Annotated in this window: 14 protein-coding genes; 5 read left to right on the top strand and 9 right to left on the bottom strand. The window is 63.4% G+C overall.

What is annotated here, in order from left to right; all coding sequences use genetic code 11:
- Positions 1-167 precede the first annotated feature (167 nt).
- Positions 168-1,502: a PLP-dependent aminotransferase family protein gene (locus tag ACQKRQ_RS13680; protein WP_427477521.1), complete on the bottom strand. Its 1,335-nt coding sequence runs from the start codon at positions 1,500-1,502 to the stop codon at positions 168-170.
- Positions 1,503-1,668: 166 nt separating this feature from the next.
- On the opposite strand from ACQKRQ_RS13680, the gene ACQKRQ_RS13685 reads away from it, so the two are divergent.
- The 3 genes from ACQKRQ_RS13685 to ACQKRQ_RS13695 all read left to right on the top strand — a co-directional run bounded on the left by ACQKRQ_RS13685 (position 1,669) and on the right by ACQKRQ_RS13695 (position 4,790).
- Entirely contained in the window at positions 1,669-2,286 is a 618-nt protein-coding gene (locus ACQKRQ_RS13685; protein ID WP_427478327.1) for a DJ-1/PfpI family protein, read from the top strand.
- Between the two features lie 561 nt (positions 2,287-2,847).
- Complete coding sequence (locus ACQKRQ_RS13690) at positions 2,848-3,963, top strand: glycosyltransferase family 4 protein (protein ID WP_427477523.1); 1,116 nt, start codon at positions 2,848-2,850, stop codon at positions 3,961-3,963.
- Positions 3,960-4,790 (top strand): polysaccharide deacetylase family protein, encoded by an 831-nt coding sequence (locus ACQKRQ_RS13695; protein ID WP_427477525.1) that lies wholly within the window; start codon positions 3,960-3,962, stop codon positions 4,788-4,790. The genes ACQKRQ_RS13690 and ACQKRQ_RS13695 overlap by 4 nt, the downstream gene beginning before the upstream one ends.
- 81 nt (positions 4,791-4,871) lie before the next feature.
- Here the strand turns inward: ACQKRQ_RS13695 and ACQKRQ_RS13700 are convergent, their stop codons facing one another.
- The 3 genes from ACQKRQ_RS13700 to ACQKRQ_RS13710 form a co-directional block, all read right to left on the bottom strand.
- A complete protein-coding gene (locus ACQKRQ_RS13700; protein ID WP_427477526.1) occupies positions 4,872-6,437 on the bottom strand; it encodes a phospholipase D family protein in 1,566 nt (521 codons plus the stop codon).
- 124 nt (positions 6,438-6,561) lie between these two features.
- The gene (gene ctlX / locus ACQKRQ_RS13705; protein WP_132374437.1) at positions 6,562-7,506 is read right to left on the bottom strand and encodes a citrulline utilization hydrolase CtlX; all 945 of its coding nucleotides are present in this window, start codon (positions 7,504-7,506) and stop codon (positions 6,562-6,564) included.
- Between the two features lie 52 nt (positions 7,507-7,558).
- Positions 7,559-8,620, bottom strand: a complete 1,062-nt coding sequence (locus ACQKRQ_RS13710; protein ID WP_427477528.1) for an ornithine cyclodeaminase — start codon at positions 8,618-8,620, stop codon at positions 7,559-7,561.
- Between the two features lie 224 nt (positions 8,621-8,844).
- Here ACQKRQ_RS13710 and ACQKRQ_RS13715 point away from each other — a divergent pair, with 224 nt between their 5' ends.
- Both ACQKRQ_RS13715 and ACQKRQ_RS13720 read left to right on the top strand, forming a co-directional pair.
- Positions 8,845-9,276: an Lrp/AsnC family transcriptional regulator gene (locus tag ACQKRQ_RS13715; RefSeq protein WP_132374439.1), complete on the top strand. Its 432-nt coding sequence runs from the start codon at positions 8,845-8,847 to the stop codon at positions 9,274-9,276.
- A gap of 73 nt (positions 9,277-9,349) precedes the next feature.
- On the top strand, positions 9,350-10,663 hold the full coding sequence (locus ACQKRQ_RS13720; RefSeq protein ID WP_427477530.1) for a replication-associated recombination protein A: 1,314 nt from the start codon (positions 9,350-9,352) through the stop codon (positions 10,661-10,663).
- A gap of 95 nt (positions 10,664-10,758) precedes the next feature.
- Here ACQKRQ_RS13720 and ACQKRQ_RS13725 read toward each other — a convergent pair whose 3' ends face one another.
- The 5 genes from ACQKRQ_RS13725 to ACQKRQ_RS13745 form a co-directional block, all read right to left on the bottom strand.
- The gene (locus tag ACQKRQ_RS13725) at positions 10,759-11,706 is read right to left on the bottom strand and encodes a TauD/TfdA dioxygenase family protein (protein WP_427477532.1); all 948 of its coding nucleotides are present in this window, start codon (positions 11,704-11,706) and stop codon (positions 10,759-10,761) included.
- 61 nt (positions 11,707-11,767) lie between these two features.
- Positions 11,768-13,141: an LLM class flavin-dependent oxidoreductase gene (locus ACQKRQ_RS13730; protein ID WP_427477534.1), complete on the bottom strand. Its 1,374-nt coding sequence runs from the start codon at positions 13,139-13,141 to the stop codon at positions 11,768-11,770.
- A 43-nt stretch (positions 13,142-13,184) separates the two neighbouring features.
- Positions 13,185-14,060, bottom strand: a complete 876-nt coding sequence (locus ACQKRQ_RS13735) for an ABC transporter ATP-binding protein (protein WP_427477536.1) — start codon at positions 14,058-14,060, stop codon at positions 13,185-13,187.
- 34 nt (positions 14,061-14,094) lie between these two features.
- Positions 14,095-14,973, bottom strand: coding sequence for an ABC transporter permease (locus ACQKRQ_RS13740; RefSeq protein ID WP_427477538.1), 879 nt, complete (start codon positions 14,971-14,973; stop codon positions 14,095-14,097).
- Between the two features lie 43 nt (positions 14,974-15,016).
- Positions 15,017-15,877: an ABC transporter permease gene (locus tag ACQKRQ_RS13745; RefSeq protein WP_427477540.1), complete on the bottom strand. Its 861-nt coding sequence runs from the start codon at positions 15,875-15,877 to the stop codon at positions 15,017-15,019.
- Between the last annotated feature and the right edge of the window lie 13 nt (positions 15,878-15,890).

Below are 15,890 nucleotides of genomic sequence, written 5' to 3' on the forward strand. Positions count from 1 at the left end.
GTGGTAGCCAAAATCGCGTGAGGTGCCGCTCGTGAAATTGCTGATCGAAAACAGCCTGCGGATCGATAATTTTTCTCGGCGGTGTTGGCACACCGGCGAAGCGTCGGGTCGACGTGACAACGGCCGTTCGCTATTTCCGACGAAAGGAGCGCTTCCGCTTAAGCCACTCAATAGGTGTAAGAGGCGATCACGCGTTTAATCGTTTCCAACGACTCCCGGAGCGTGGTCAATTCAACAGAACCAAGCGCCACGCGAATCGCATGCGGTACATGTTCCGAAGTCGAGAAAGGCTCGGCAGTCGAGACTGAAATTCCCTCGCGCACGAGCGCCATCGCAACCACGTCCGCGCGAACCTCTTCTGCGAGAGGAAGCCAGAGGAAGTAGGACACGGGATGACAAACGCGTCGCAGTCCGGCGAGGACCTCGGCGGCCATCGATTGCCGGAGCCTCGCATCATCGCGCTTCTCTATCTCCAGACGTGCGACGGTGCCATCTTCCAGCCAGCCGCAGGCAATGGCGGTCATCACCGCGGCCGTGTTCCAGGTGGTGGCCCGGATCGCACGCTCGATCGGCGCGACCCAGCGATCGGGCGCGGCGACGAAACCGACTCGCAGGCCGGTGGCGATGCTTTTCGACAGCCCCGAGACGTACACCGTCGTCTCAGGTGCGAGCGCTGCCAACGGGGGTGGCGGGTCTTGCGCGAGGAAGGCATACGCGGCGTCCTCGATGATGAGCAATCCGTGCTTTCGGGCAAGCGCCACCAACTCGTGCCGACAATGCGCGTCCATGACCCAGCCTAGCGGGTTATGGAGTGTCGGCATCGTGTAGATGGCACGCACTTTTCTGCTTCGACACAAGCGTTCGAGCGCGTTCAGGTCGGGGCCCTGGTCGGAAACCGGAATCGGCGCCAGTTCGAGCCGGATCGTTTCGGCTAGCACCTTGAACCCCGGATAGGTCAACGCGTCGACCGCGACCACATCGCCGGGCTTCAGGAGCGCTAGAACGGTTGCTGTCAAACCATGCTGCGCGCCGTTCACGATCACGACCTGATCGCCTTTGACAGCGAGCCCCCGACACGCCAGGTGACGCGCGACGATCTCCCGTTCATGCGTCCGGCCGCCGTGCGGCTGATAGCGCAATAGCGCATCCAGGTCGCCGGAGGACGCGAGTTGGCGCAGGGCGCTTCTGAGAAGTTCGGCCTGACCGGGGAGGGACGGATTGTTGAAATTGAGGTCCGTCAAACCCGCGTCGCCGGCATGCTGGTCGACGCCCAGGCGCGGAGGCAGGGATATTTCTCGCACGAAGGTGCCGCGGCCGGTTTCGCCGCTGACCAATCCCATCGCCCCGAGTTCGGCATAGACCCGCGACGCGGTGACCAGCGCAAGTCCCTCCTTGGCGGCGAGCTGCCGGTGAGTCGGCAAGCGCGTGCCGGGCGCGAGGCGTCCCGTCCGAATCTCGGTCGCCATTCTGTCGACCAGCAATTTGTACCGCGAGGTGGGCATGCGCAAATGTATCCATGACAATTATTTGATTGTATTGATTCTCGGCCATACGATGTCACATCGCAACTCTGTTTGCGCCGTCGCGGGACCTGCCGGCTTTAGTGGCGCGGCCTCATGAAGCGGCCGCCAACAGTCAGCGCCCCTTGGGCTCATGGACGACAACATCATGCACATCGCCATCCTTACCTTCGAAGGCTTCAACGAACTCGACTCGCTTATCGCGCTCGGCGTCCTCAATCGCGTCAAGAAGCCAGGCTGGCGGGTGTCGATCGCTTGTCCCACCGCGCGGGTCAAGTCGATGAATGGCGTGGTCATCGAAGCCCAGGCTTCACTGCAAGAGGCCTGTACTGCCGATGCGGTGATCGTGGGCAGCGGCAGACAGACGCGTGAAGTCGTCGCCGATAGTGCGTTGATGGCGCAGTTGCAACTCGACCCGTCAAAACAGCTGCTGGCCGCGCAGTGTTCCGGCACGCTTGTTCTCGCCAGGTTGGGCCTGCTCGATGGCGTGCCGGCATGTACCGATCTCACCACCAGGCCGTGGGTTCAGGAAGCGGGTATCGACGTGTTGAATCAGCCCATTTTCGCCAGCGGCAACGTGGCGACCGCCGGAGGCTGTCTGGCTTCGGCTTATCTCGCTGCCTGGATCATCGCCCGTCTGGAGGGGATCGACGCGGCGCAGAGCGCACTGCATTACGTCGCTCCCGTTGGAGAGAAAGAGGCCTACGTGTCCCGCGCGATGGGCAATATCATGCCGTTCCTGGAGGCGAAGCTGACGACGGTGTAAGCGAACAAACTAAAATTGCCAGCGCGGCCTATTGACTATTCCTCTTAGAAAATCGGTCATTTGAGTGAGGTCGCCTGGCACACCGCGGCGGCCCGATCCTCCGCAATACGACCGGCTTCGATCGGTCGAAACCGCAGTCGCTACCACGGCAAAAACTGAAGGCATCGCCGATGCCTTCAACCCACGCTAAACGTCATTCCCAGTCAAGCGCTTTCTGCGTTCTCTCCTTTTCCCCGCCGCTTCAACTGCGCAAAAACCAACACTTACCCGGCGATAACGTTTGCGCCGATTCAATCCGTCCGCGTCAGTGAGTTTGGCTATTTACAAAACGGGAGGCTACCCAAATACTCCCGCCACAACTTGAAAGTCGAGTGTCAACGAGAAGTCATGCCAGTCCGTTTAACACGGACGTCAGCCGTCATCGGCTGACGCAACTTCACATTCGCTTCCCCCCATGAACACTGCGTTTGCCCTAAGGTCGCAGCGGTCCGGGGTAAATATTACCAACGATTACAAACCGGGTCGTCGTACACAGGAAGGGTCCGGGGAGACTGTCAGCGCATGAAAGCATTAAGTGTTCTCCATAGTGAGTCGTCACGGGGATGGGGAGGCCAGGAGGTTCGCACGCTCAAGGAAATGATCGCGTTGCGAGCGCTGGGTCATAACGTCGAACTCGTTTGTCCGGAAGACGCGTGCCTTGGGATTCGCGCGCACGCTGAAGGCTTTCAGGTGCATTACGCGCGCATGCGGGCGGGCGCGGATCTGCGCTCCATGCTCACGATCCGGTCGCTGCTCGAGCGTCGTCGCTTCAATGTGCTGAATACGCACAGCGGCCATGACAGCCTCGTCGCCGGCATGGCGGGGCGGCTCGCGCGGACGCCGTTCATCGTGCGCACGCGGCATCTGGCGTTGCCGATCACATCGCTTGCCACGTACAACTGGATTCCTCATCGCGTCGTCGCGGTCAGCCATCATGTGCGGAAGTACCTGATCTCCGCGGGCGTGCAGGAACACCGCGTCGAGACGATTTACGACGGCATCCTGAAGCCGGAAGCGGGGACCTGCTCCACGTTGCGCGATGAACTCGGACTGGACGCCGACACGGTCGTCGCCGGCATGGTGGCGATCGTCCGCGAGAAGAAAGGCCACGAAGACCTGATCGCGGCCGTCAGGCCGATGCTGGCCGAGCGTCCCAATCTGCATGTCGTGATGGCGGGCGACGGCGTGTGGTTCGAGAAGATCAAGACGATTGTCGATGACATGGGCTTGTCCCAGCGTATCCATCTGCTCGGCTTTCGCACGGACATTACCAACGTGCTGCGCGGCTGCGATCTGTTCGTTTTGCCGACGCATCAGGAAGCGCTCGGACAATCGTTTATCGAAGCGATGGCGGTGGGTTTGCCCGTGATCGGCACGCGCGTCGACGGCGTGCCCGAGTTGATCGACGACGGCGTGAATGGCCTGCTCGTGCCGGCGCACGACATCGATGCGTTGAGGAGCGCACTGGCGCGTCTGATCGACGATGCGCCGCTGCGCGAGCGCCTGGGACTGGCCGCGCGTCTGAAGACCGATAACCGCTTCACGGTGGACGCCATGGCGAACGAGACCATCGACTGCTATATGCGCGGCATCTACGCCCGGCGCGCTTACTACGGCGAACGGCGGGCGGCGGCATGACGAAGTTCGCACGCGCGGTGCCCGTGCTGATGTATCACCACATCAGCACCTCGCCAGGCATGATCACGGTGTCGCCGGAACACTTTGCCGCGCAAATGGCGTATCTGGCCGAGGCGGGTTACACGACCGTCGGCAGCGCGCAACTGTCTGCCTATCTGGCGGGCGAGCCCTTGCCGAAAAAGTCCGTCGTGCTGACTTTCGACGACGGCTACCTCGACAACTGGGTGCATGCGCACCCGGTCCTACAGGCACATGGATTGACCGCGTTGTGCTTTCTGGTGACGAGCTGGATCGGCGAAGGACCGGTGCGTGCGCACGCGCGTTCGGGCGGCGCGCTGCCTGCATTGCTCAATCACCGCGATGGCGAGGTGGCGATCGAAAGCGGTGAAGCCGATCGCGTCATTCTTCGGTGGTCGGAGATCGACGCGATGCGTGAAGCCGGCACGTTCGAGTTTCACAGTCATACGCATAGCCATGTGCGGTGGGATCGAGTCTCCGCCAACGCAGAGGAGAAGTGCGCCGGGCTGACACGCGATCTCGCCAGCGCGCGCGCCATGCTGGAGCAAAGACTGGGCGCCGTATCGGATCATCTGTGCTGGCCGCAGGGATACCACGACGACGACTATCGGCGCATTGCGGCTCAGGCCGGCTTCCGTCACTTTTACACGTGCGAGGCGGGTTCGAACTATCCGGGACGTCATGACGGCGCGACTCGCTCGATCACTCGTTTGGAAGTGCGTGACCGGCCGGCTTCGTGGCTCGCCTCGCGGTTATGGGTGCATACGCGGCCCGCGATCAGCCGGGCGTATTTGAGGATCAAACGGTAGTACGGCGGCCCCTGATTTTTCGCCGGCGCAACCTTCCCACCTCTGCGCCGTTGCTATGGCGCCCACAGCCGGGCCGCTTCATCACAACTGCGACTCGATCGGCAACAAACCGAGGAACCAGATGCCGACACGCTTCATGCTGGACACGCCGGGTTCGTCGAGTTCGCTGACCTTGCCATCCGGCGCGGTGTCGATCCATACGATCCGGCTCGTGCCATTCGCATCCGTGCGGGTTTCGAGCCGCCACGCGATCTGATCGAGCTTCGGCTCGACTCCATCCGCGACTTGTGCGGCGAGTGGGGCGCTTTCGCAGTACACGCCGATTTCCGTGTTGAGCGTGATCGAACGAGGATCGAGATTCATCGAGCCGATGAAGATGCTGGTTCTGTCGAACACATAGGTCTTCGCATGCAGCGAGGCCTTTGAAGAACCCAGAATCGATTTCTTTTTCTGGCCGGCGTCTTCGCCGGCGTTCCTGTCGACAACGGGCTTCAATTCATACAGATGCACGCCGGCGTCGAGCAGATCCTTGCGATAACGTTGATATCCCGCGTGAACCACCGCGACGTCGGTCGCGGCGAGCGAGTTCGTCAGCACGGTCACGCGCACGCCGCGCCGCGTTTGCGCGCGCATCCATTCCACGCCCTTTTTGCCGGGGACGAAGTACGGCGAGATGATCAGCACTTCTTTCGCGGGCTCGATACTCAACGCATTGAATTGCGACAGCAGATGTCCCTGTGGATCGTCGGGCGAGCGTGTGATTTTCGCGGGATCGTCGTACAGGAGGGTCGCCTTGCCCCAGGAGAAGTCGGTGTCGCGCGCGTTCAGCGTTTCGCCAAGGCGTGCCTTGACCTGCGTGACGTACGGCGAATCGCGCTCGGAGGCGATGAACGCCGTGAGCTTGGCACGATAAGCCGGCAGCGAGTCCGGCTCGGCGGGATGTCCGGTCAGGCTGGCGATCGGATAGGCGGCATCCGAGTTCCAGAATTCGTCGAAAGCATTGGAGACCTTGTGGACGACGGGCCCGAAAGTCAGCACGTCGAGGTCGCCAAAGTCGACCTCGCTGGATGCGCCGAAGTACTCGTCGCCGATATTGCGGCCGCCGAGAATGGCGGCCTGATTGTCCGCGATCAATGCCTTGTTGTGCATGCGCCGATTGATCCGTCTGAACTCGAGCGCCATGCCCAGCTTCTTGAAGGACCGATTGGCGATCGGATTGAAGAGCCGTATTTCGATGTTGGGGTGCGAGCTGAGCGCGAGCAGAACCTTGTCGTCGCCGGCCGTGCCCAGATCGTCCAGCAGAACGCGAACCCTGACGCCGCGATCGGCGGCTTTGAGCACCGCGCCGGCCAGATGACGGCCCGTCAGATCGTCGTGCCAGATGTAGTACTGCAGGTCGAGCGTGCGCTCGGCGGCCTCAGTCAGCACGATGCGGGCGAGCAGGGCATCGACGCCGTTGGACAGCAGATGGAACGCGCTGTTGTCGGGATGCTTGCGCTCCTGCGGGATGAAGGCGACGGCGAGCCGCGTGCCGTCCGTATCCGTCAATGCGTGCGTCGCGGTACGGCCGGTCTGCGGCGGCAGGCTCGCGCAGCCGGACAGCAGCGTGATCAGCAAGACTGCAACGAGACCGCGGAACGTCGCCATGGTTGTGCCCTTCGAACGTGCGTGTCCGTAAGATAGCGGCAAGCGTGAGGCGCGTCGAGTGCGGCGTCAGTTGCGCCGCCATCCGGAACGCGTCCATCCCGGGTTGCATCCGGCTTCGCGCCGTTCAGACGGGTCGCCGCGACAAATGAATGCCCCCCAGCATGCAGCGGACCGAGCCCCCGGCCATTTCGATGGTGGGCACGCGCAATGGCAGCAGTCGGGCAGAGCGTTCGATCAGCGCCTTCTGCCTGGCCGTCAGGCATGACGCGGCCCGCTCCGAAAGCGCGAGCACGCGTCCGCCGCTGCCGGATAGTTCAAGCGCGTTCGCGGCAAAGTTGCCGATCTGCGAGGCGTCGAGATCGATCACGACGCGTCCGCTTTCCATCAGACGCGCCCTCACTTCGGCGCGCCGACGTTCATCGGCGATCAGGTCGAGCCCGATCAACGCGAACTCTGTTGCGACGCTCATCATGACGTTGGTGTGATAGACCGCAAGACCTGCCGAGTCGACCGCGTCGAAGCATACCGGCTCGAAGTTGAAGTTCGTGCAGAACCGTTCGAGCGCCACCGGATCCGCGCGGCGCGAGCGCACGGCATACGCGATGCGCGCGATGTGGTCCAGCACCATGGCTCCCGTGCCCTCGAGAAACACGTCGTCGTATTCGAGTCCCGAATAGTCGATGACGTCCTGCACGCGATACTGTGCCTTGAACATCTCGATCACATCGCTTCTGCGCTCACGCCGGCGGTTGACGCAGTGCATCGGATACAACGCGACGTGCCCGCCAGGATGCGTCGAGAACCAGTTGTTCGGGAACACGGAATCGGGCGTGCCCCGTGTTCCGTGGTCCTCGAAGAGATGAACGCGCACGCCCGCGGCTTCCAACGCCGCCGCAGCGGCCGTCACTTCGTCATAGGCGGCGGCCGCTAGCGATCCTGCTTCATTGGGATCTGGGAAGCCGCCGGTGCGCTGAAACGCGTTGTCGCTTGCCGTCTCGGGGTTGGGATAAAAACAGTGCGGGCGGATCACGACGACAGCGGACGGCGCCTGAATCGACAGAAGGCTCATGGATAGGGATCGCGGAAGTAAGAGAACGTGCGCGTCGATAGCGGGCTGCGCGTCAGACCGGCGCCAATACGTGGTCGGCACTCGCCCGCTCGATGGCGGCCAGTGCGAGTTCGCCGAACAGGTCCTTCGGATCCGCGGCAGGCGGAATCAGCGCGACTTCGATTCCGACTTTGTGTGTCCGCGCGAGCTCATGCAAAAAGCGCAGTGCCGAATAGTCTTCGAGCGCGAAGCCGACGGAGTCGAATACGGTGACCTGCTGTGCATTTTCGCGTCCGGCGATTTCGCCACGCAACACGCGCCACAGTTCGACCACGGGCGAGTCGGCGGCCAATTGCTGAATCTCGCCTTCAATGCGGGTCTGCGGCTCGTACTCCACGATCACGCGGCTCATGTTCAGCACATCCGCATGCAGTTCGGTCTTGCCCGGACAGTCGCCGCCCACTGCGTTCAGATGCATGCCCGGTTCGATCATGTCCGGCGTGATGATCGTCGCGTAGGCCTTGTCGGCGGTCACGGTTGTGACGATATCGGCGCCGCGCACGGCCTGCGCAACCGACGTCGCGCGGACGATGCGCAATTGCGGCCACGCCGCGAGATTGCGAATGAGTTTGTCCGTGGCGCGGTTGTCGACGTCGAACACGCGAAGCTCGTCGATGCCCACAAGTGTATGGAACGCAATGGCCTGAAACTCGCTTTGCGCGCCATTGCCGATCAAGGCCATGCGTCGCGAATCGGGCCGAGCCAGTGCTTTCGCCGCCAGCGCGGAAGTCGCCGCGGTACGCAGCGCCGTGGTCAAGGTGAGTTCGGAAAGAAACAGCGGGTAACCGGTATCCACCGAGGCCAGTGCGCCAAACGCCATGACGGTTTGCATGCCGCGCTCGGCATTGATGGGATGACCGTTCACATACTTGAAGGCAAACAGCTCAGCGTCGGCCACAGGCATCAACTCGATGACGCCGAGTCGCGAATGGCAGGCGACGCGCGGCGACTTGTCGAACTCGCTCCAGCGCAGATAGTCGGCACGGATGATCTGGGCAAGTTCGTCGAGAAAGCGCGGTACGCCGATATCGGCGACGAGCCGGTACGTTGCGGGTACGTCGAGGAAGCGGGTCATGGTGATGTCTCCGTTGTTGTTGCAGGCTCCGAAGCGGAGCGACAGCGAAATTATTCCGTGCCTCCGCGCCAACAAAAAGACAACAAACATTGCAGTTTGGTGCTCCGAAGTGTCAAGATGCACACTCCGAATGCGCGTTTTGTACTGTCCGCACTTCTATCTGACCCAGGTTTGCTCGACGCCAGCCTGAACGGAACCGGCCGGAAACCGGTGTAGGCACAAAAATGATCGATCTCGACGACATCGACAGGCAGTTGATTGCCTTACTGCGCGATGACGCGCGCATGTCCGTTGTGACACTGGCGAAGCACTTGCGGGTCGCTCGCGCCACGGTGCAGAACCGGCTGACGCGGCTGGAAAAGAGCGGCGTGATCGTGGGCTATACCGTGCGCCTGAAACCCGCGGCGGAGGCGCACCGGATCCGGGCGTTGATGTCGATCGCGGTTGAAGGCAACCGCGCGGCCGATGTGCTCAAAGTGCTTCGTGGCCACCCCAACGTCGCGACGATCCACAGCACCAATGGGCGTTGGGACCTGATCGCGGAGCTGCGGGCGGATTCACTGGAAAACTTCGATCGGGTGCTTGGCGCGATCCGTCTGATCGACGGCATCGCCAGCACTGAAACGAGTATTCTGCTGTCGACTCACAAGATATAAGGGCGTTTTATTGCGGCCACTCAATTCCGTGAGCCCGCACGTCCGCCAAGGGAAAGCCGCTCACATCCGCACCATGACCGACCTCTTTGCCACTCAACCTCGCGCGCCGCTCGCCGAGCAGCTCCGGCCCGAATCGCTCGGCGATGTCGTCGGGCAGTCTCATCTGCTGGGCCCGGGTAAGCCGCTGCGGCTCGCACTCGACTCCCAACGACTGCACTCGTTCATTCTGTGGGGGCCGCCCGGCGTCGGCAAGACGACGATTGCGCGGCTTGCCGCGCGGGCTTTCGACTACGAGTTCATCGCCGAGTCGGCCGTCGCCGCCGGCGTCAAGGAACTGAGGGAGGCCGCCGCGCGTGCCCAGCAGATGCTCGACCACCGGGGCCGCTCGACCGTCCTGTTCCTCGATGAAATTCACCGGCTCAACAAGAGTCAGCAAGACGCCTTGCTGCCGCACGTGGAAACGGGCCGGCTGACGCTCATCGGCGCGACCACGGAGAATCCCAGCTTCGAGGTCAACAGCGCGCTGCTGTCGCGGGCGCAGGTGTACGTGCTCAAGCCGCTATCCGACGAGGAATTGCGGCAGCTCTTCCGGCGAGCGCAGGCGGTGTTGGGCGAACTCGAGTTCGAGCCATCCGCGCTCGATGCCGTGATCGGCTTTGCGGACGGCGACGGCCGCAAGTTTCTGAACCTCGTCGAGCAGCTCGCCAATGCCGCTACCGCAGCCGGGCTCACACGCATCGACGCGAGCTTCGTCAGCACCGCGTCCGCGACCACGACGCGGCGTTTCGACAAAGGGGGCGAGGAGTTCTACGACCAGATTTCCGCGCTGATCAAATCCGCCCGCGGCTCCGATCCGGATGCGGCGTTGTACTGGATGGCGCGAATGATCGACGGCGGTGTCGACGTGCGCTATCTCGCGCGCCGCATCATCATCCTGGCGAGCGAGGAGGTGGGTAATGCGGATCCGCGAGCGTTGCAGGTCGCAGTGAACGCGGCCGAGGCCTATGAACGGCTCGGTTCGCCCGAAGGCGAACTGGCGCTCGCCCAAGCCCTCGTGTATATCGCCGTCGCGCCGAAGTCGAATGCGCTCAGCATGGCGTGGCATCAGGCGCTGTCATTCGTGCGTAGCGACCGCACGCGGGCGGTGCCGCTGCATCTTCGGAATGCGCCGACGCAACTCATGAAGGATCTCGGCTACAAAAAGGGCTACCGCTACGCGCATGACGAACCGGATGCGTACGCGGCGGGCGAACATTACTTTCCCGAAGACGTCGCCGAACAACGCTGGTATCAGCCGGTGCCGCGCGGACTGGAATCAAAAATCGGCGACAAGCTCGCTCATCTGCGCGAACTCGACGCGCAGGCGCGCGGCAAACTGAAGCGGTAGGCGCTGTCGATCTGATCGACAGCGCGGGTCAGGGTGGCGATATCTTTTTGCTGCGCCCGCTGCCGGTTTTCTGCTCGCGGGGCACGCCTTTGTCCTCAGTTCAACGCAACCGCCGCCGCGGCGCTCACCGGCGAGCCTTCTATCGCCACCGACTGCGTGCCGTCCGGGCCAACGGGCACGTCGCCGACGAGTGTCGTGCGATACAGTTGCCGGTCGAAGTCGAGATCGAAAATATCCGTGGGCGCGAGGTGGGCCGTCGCCCGGTTGTCCCAGAACGCGATGCTGCCCGCCTCCCATTTGAAGCGCACGGTGAACTCCGGCCGCGTCACATGTTCCCAGAGCAGTTCGAGCAACACCTGGCTTTCACGCGGGCTCACGCCGACGATCGACTTCAGGAAGCTCGGGCTGACATAGAGCGCCCGCTCGCCCGTTTCCGGATGAACTCTGACAAGCGGATGTTCGGTGACGAGCGTGCGTTGCTCGACGGCTTTGTTGAACGCCTCCGTGCCGCTCGCGCCGGCCGGCGGCGTGAAACGGTGCAACCCGCGCAGACCATCGACGAACGCGCGCAGCGGTGCGGACAGCTTCTGATAGGCGGCCACCAGGTTGGTCCACTGTGTGTCGCCGCCGTAAGGCGGAATCGTCACGCCACGCAGGATCGACGCCCAGGGCGGATTGAGCGCGGCCGTCACGTCCGTATGCCAGCCGGTCCACGGGCGTTGCAGCGTTTGCCCCTCGAAACGCGTCGCTTTGCGGTACTTCGAAATCGAGTAGATCTCCGGATGACCGTCCACGTGGCCGAACACCGGATGCCCCAAGGTCAGTTCGCCGAACTGCGCCGAGAACGCGACGTGCTGCTCGTGCGTGAGAAACTGCTCGCGAAAGAAGACGACGCGCCACTTCAGAAGCGCCGCGCGAATCTCCGCGATCTGGCGCGCATCCAGCTTTTGCGTAAGATCGACACCATGAATTTCCGCGCCGATATGCGCGGAAAGCGGCGTGACCTGAATCGACTGTACGTCCTGCACTGCGGCTGCACTCATGAAAAGCTCCTGATGTCCTGATGAAGAGAACGTGTCCGGCGGCGCGAAAACCGCCGCTTGATCAGCTTGCCAGGGCGGCGACTTGCTGCGTCGCTGACGCATGGCGATTCACGGGGCGCGGCAGCCCGAGGTTGTCGCGCAGCGTGCTGCCCTCGTATTCCGTGCGGAACAGTCCACGCCGTTGCAGCTCCGGCACGACCTGGTCGGCGAATTCCGTCAACCCGCCCGGCAACCACGGCGACATGATGTTGAACCCATCGGCGCCTTCTTCTTCGAACCACTGTTGCAACTGGTCCGCAATGCTCGTCGGCGTGCCGACCACCTGCTGATGGCCGCGCGCGCCCGCGATGCGCAGATACAGATCGCGAATCGTCAGGTTCTCGCGCCGCGCGAGATCGAACAGCAGCCGTTGACGGCTCTTGCCGCCATTGGTTTCCGGCAATTCGGGCAGCGGCCCGTCGACGGGATACTGGGAAAGGTCCACGCCGCCCGACATGTTCGACAGCAGCGAGAGGCCGACGGTCGGATGAATCAGGTCCTGCAGCTTGGCGAATTTCTCCTCGGCTTCCTCCTGCGTGCGGCCGACAATCGGGAAAATGCCCGGCATGATCTTCAGATGATCCGGCGCGCGCCCATACTTCGCCAGGCGCCCTTTGACGTCGCGATAGAACGACTGCGCTTCGTCGAGCGTCTGATGCGCGACGAAGATCACCTCCGCGGTCTGCGCGGCGAGCTCGCGCCCGGCCTCGGACGCGCCGGCCTGCACGACGACCGGCCAGCCTTGCGGCGAACGCGCGACGTTCAGCGGCCCGCGTACCTTGAAATGCTTGCCCGCATGGCCGAGCACGTGCAGCTTGTCCGGGTCGAAGTAGACGCCGCTCTCCTTGTCGCGGATAAACGCATCGTCTTCCCAGCTATCCCACAGCCCTGCCACCACGTCGTAGAACTCGCGAGCGCGCTCGTAGCGGACCGTGTGATCCGGATGCCGATCGAAACTGAAATTGAGCGCCTCGGACTCCGTGCTCGACGTGACGAGATTCCAACCCGAGCGGCCGCCGCTCAGATGATCGAGCGATGCGAATTTGCGCGCGAGGTTGTACGGTTCGTTGAATGTCGTGGAGACCGTCGCGATCAGGCCGACGTGTTTCGTGACAACCGAGAGTGCCGAAAGCAAGGTCAGCGGTTCGAAATGATCGGCGCGCGCGGTGCGGGATAGGGAAGGCAGATTCGTGTCGCGTACGCTCACGCTGTCGGCGAAAAAAATCGCGTCGAATTTGGCGCGCTCGGCGATCTGCGCGAGTTCCGCGTAGTGCGCGAAGTCGAGTCCACCCGTCGCATGCGCATCGGGGTGGCGCCATGCGGCAATGTGATGGCCCGTCTCCATCAGGAAGGCCCCCAGTTTGATCTGCCGCTTCCGCTGTGTTTCGCCGCTCATCGTCTGCTCCATGAAGGTTTGTTGTTTGGGGAGAATGCGTGCGTCACCATGCAAGCCGCCATTCCGTGATCGGCGGGCTTGCTACTGGAACGCGCGTGCCTCCGTTCGGCCTGTCATCATCGCGGTCCTCTTGCGGTTCGCGTCGCGTACCATCCTGCTCGGCGAAGTCGGCCAGCACTTCGTCGCGCAAACGGATGAAGCGTGGATCGTTGCGCTCGCGTGGCCGCGGCAATGCGACGTCGACGATCCGCTTGATGCGGCCCGGCCGCGGCGCCATCGTGACGACGCGCTCGCCGAGGTAAAGCGCTTCGTCGACATCGTGCGTGACGAGGATCATCGTGATGCGCTCGTGTTCCCAGATGCGCTGCAACTCGTTCTGCAAACGGCCGCGCGTGAGCGCGTCGAGTGCGCCGAACGGCTCGTCGAGCAGCAGCACGCGCGGACGATTGACGAGGCCGCGCGCGATCGCCACGCGCTGCGCCATGCCGCCCGACAATTGATGCGGGTAAGCATTTTCAAAACCCTTGAGTCCGACCAGCGCGATATGTTCCGCCACGGCTTCGCGTTTCTCGCGTGCGGAAAGCGGCGCGTTACGCAGCGCGGCGAGAATGTTTTGCGACGCCGTGAGCCACGGAAAGAGCCGATGGTCCTGGAACACGATGCCGCGTTCGAGCGACGTATCGCGGACCTTGTCGCCGGCGACGACGATGTCGCCGCTATAGTCGGTGTCGAGTCCCGCGATCAGCCGCAGCAAGGTGGATTTGCCGCAGCCGCTCGAGCCGAGCACGCTGACGAACTCGCCCGCGCGCACGCGCAGGCTGATGTCGTCGAGCACCGCGAGCGGCGCGCCGCCTTGCTGCGCGTAGCGCTTGCTGACGTGAAAAATGTCGATGCTGTCGGAGAGCGTGGAAGCAGTCATGGGCGGTCCGGTGTGTGAGAGTTCAGGTGCGGGTTCAGCGCGTGGCCGACTGGAACCGGCGCGCAAAGATCGCCCGCTCGACGGCCCGCGCCAGCGCATTCAACGCCCAGCCCGTCACCCCGACCACGATCACGCCGAACAGCACCAGGTCCATACGGAATTGCTCGCTGCCGTCGATCAAGGTGTTGCCGATGCCGCTGCCGGCCACCAGCAGATACTCGGCGCCGAGCGTGGCGAGCCACGAATAGATCAGCGCGAGGTAGATGCCGGTAAAGATCGACGGCAGCGCGGCCGGCAGAATCACGGCGCGGATGAGTTGCCATCGCGAGTAGCGGAAAGCGCGCGCGACTTCGATATAGGCGCGCGGCACGGCGTGGATGCCGTCGCAGGTATGCGCGGTGACGGGCAGGAGCGCGGCGAGCGAGAGGAACACGACTTTCGCGGCATCGCCGAGACCGAACCACACGGAGATCAACGGGATCCATGCAAACAGCGAGATCTGTTTGAAGGTGTCGAAGCTCGGTCCGACCATGCGTGTGGCGAGCCGCGAAAAGCCGAGCGCGCCGCCGAGCAGCAAACCGCCCAGCGTGCCGATCACGAAGCCGCTCGCTTCGCGCGCGAGCGATGCCGAGAGCGCCTTCAGCAGCGCGCCGCTCTCGATCTGCTGCCATGCGGTGGCGAGGACTTGCGCGGGACTCACGAGCAATCCGCTTTTGACCACGTGCGCTTCCGAGACGGCCCACCAGATCACGATTGCGATGACGGGCAAGACGGCGCCGCGCCAGTCGACGCGTGTCAGCAGCGGGCGGCGCGGTTGGGCGGCGCGCCGGAAGGAAGCGGACGCGCCGCAATCGCAGGACGCGTCGGCGGACTGTTGCGACTGACTGGAACGCTTGAAGAGGGCGAGACTCATCGTAGTTACCTCACGTGTAGCGTCATGGATGCGATTGATGCGATCACTCGCGAAACGCCGACGGCTGTCCGCGCCGCAAACGCGCTTCGAGCGCATCGAGCGCACGGTTCACCGCATAGCCAATCGCGCCGACCACGACCACCGACGCCATCACCAGATCGAGCTGAAAAAGTTGCCGCCCGTAGACGATCAGATAGCCGAGCCCTTCGGAAGACGCCACCAGTTCGACGACCACCAGCGCGAGCCAGGCTTTGGTGAACGCGAGCCGCACGCCCGTGGCGAGCGTCGGTACAGCCGCGGGCAGCACGAGATAGACAATCCGCTGCCAGCCGCTGTATTCGAATACGCGCGCGACTTCATCGAGCGCGGCGGGTGTCTGGCGGAATCCCTGCAGCGTGCTCAACGTGACCGGCACGAGTGCCGCATGCGCGATCAGGATGTATTTGAGCGGCTCGCCCACGCCCACGAGCAACAGCAGGAACGGCAGCCAGCCGAGCACCGGAATCTGCACCAGCGCATTGAAGCTCGGCAGCACGTAAGCCTCGAGCGTGCGCGACAACCCCAGCGCCGCGCCGAGCGCGAAGCCGAGCAGCGTGCCAGCGCCGAAACCGAGCAGCACGCGTTGCAGGCTGACCAGCGTATTGCGCGCGAGGTCGCCGCTCTTCGCCAGTTCGAGCAGCGTCTCGAACACGCGCTCGGGCGGCGGCAGAATCTGCGGCGCGATCCAGCCGCGTTCGCAACCCACGGCCCACAGCGCGAACAGCAGCGCGGGCAAGACCCATGGCGCGAGCCGCCACGCGAGCGCGCGCAGGCGCGGCTCGCGAAACAGCGGAACGTGAGGCGCGTGCGGCGTGGTGGACGACGCGAGCCGTTCGCGTTCGACCTGGATTGCGGTGTCGCTCATCGTGATCGCTCCG

It is taken from the genome of Paraburkholderia sp. NPDC080076 (genome assembly GCF_050281145.1).
Classification (GTDB): Bacteria; Pseudomonadota; Gammaproteobacteria; order Burkholderiales; family Burkholderiaceae; genus Paraburkholderia.

What these genes read in the sequence shown, in the direction of transcription:
- ACQKRQ_RS13695 (WP_427477525.1), top strand. Translation starts at nt 3,960, where the DNA reads ATGACGAAGTTCGCACGCGCGGTGCCCGTGCTGATGTATCACCACATC.
- ACQKRQ_RS13685 (WP_427478327.1), top strand. Translation starts at nt 1,669, where the DNA reads ATGCACATCGCCATCCTTACCTTCGAAGGCTTCAACGAACTCGACTCG.
- ACQKRQ_RS13740 (WP_427477538.1), bottom strand. Translation starts at nt 14,973, where the DNA reads ATGAGTCTCGCCCTCTTCAAGCGTTCCAGTCAGTCGCAACAGTCCGCC.
- ACQKRQ_RS13735 (WP_427477536.1), bottom strand. Translation starts at nt 14,060, where the DNA reads ATGACTGCTTCCACGCTCTCCGACAGCATCGACATTTTTCACGTCAGC.
- ACQKRQ_RS13720 (WP_427477530.1), top strand. Translation starts at nt 9,350, where the DNA reads ATGACCGACCTCTTTGCCACTCAACCTCGCGCGCCGCTCGCCGAGCAG.
- ctlX (WP_132374437.1), bottom strand. Translation starts at nt 7,506, where the DNA reads ATGAGCCTTCTGTCGATTCAGGCGCCGTCCGCTGTCGTCGTGATCCGC.
- ACQKRQ_RS13710 (WP_427477528.1), bottom strand. Translation starts at nt 8,620, where the DNA reads ATGACCCGCTTCCTCGACGTACCCGCAACGTACCGGCTCGTCGCCGAT.
- ACQKRQ_RS13745 (WP_427477540.1), bottom strand. Translation starts at nt 15,877, where the DNA reads ATGAGCGACACCGCAATCCAGGTCGAACGCGAACGGCTCGCGTCGTCC.
- ACQKRQ_RS13725 (WP_427477532.1), bottom strand. Translation starts at nt 11,706, where the DNA reads ATGAGTGCAGCCGCAGTGCAGGACGTACAGTCGATTCAGGTCACGCCG.
- ACQKRQ_RS13680 (WP_427477521.1), bottom strand. Translation starts at nt 1,502, where the DNA reads ATGCCCACCTCGCGGTACAAATTGCTGGTCGACAGAATGGCGACCGAG.
- ACQKRQ_RS13700 (WP_427477526.1), bottom strand. Translation starts at nt 6,437, where the DNA reads ATGGCGACGTTCCGCGGTCTCGTTGCAGTCTTGCTGATCACGCTGCTG.
- ACQKRQ_RS13690 (WP_427477523.1), top strand. Translation starts at nt 2,848, where the DNA reads ATGAAAGCATTAAGTGTTCTCCATAGTGAGTCGTCACGGGGATGGGGA.
- ACQKRQ_RS13730 (WP_427477534.1), bottom strand. Translation starts at nt 13,141, where the DNA reads ATGAGCGGCGAAACACAGCGGAAGCGGCAGATCAAACTGGGGGCCTTC.
- ACQKRQ_RS13715 (WP_132374439.1), top strand. Translation starts at nt 8,845, where the DNA reads ATGATCGATCTCGACGACATCGACAGGCAGTTGATTGCCTTACTGCGC.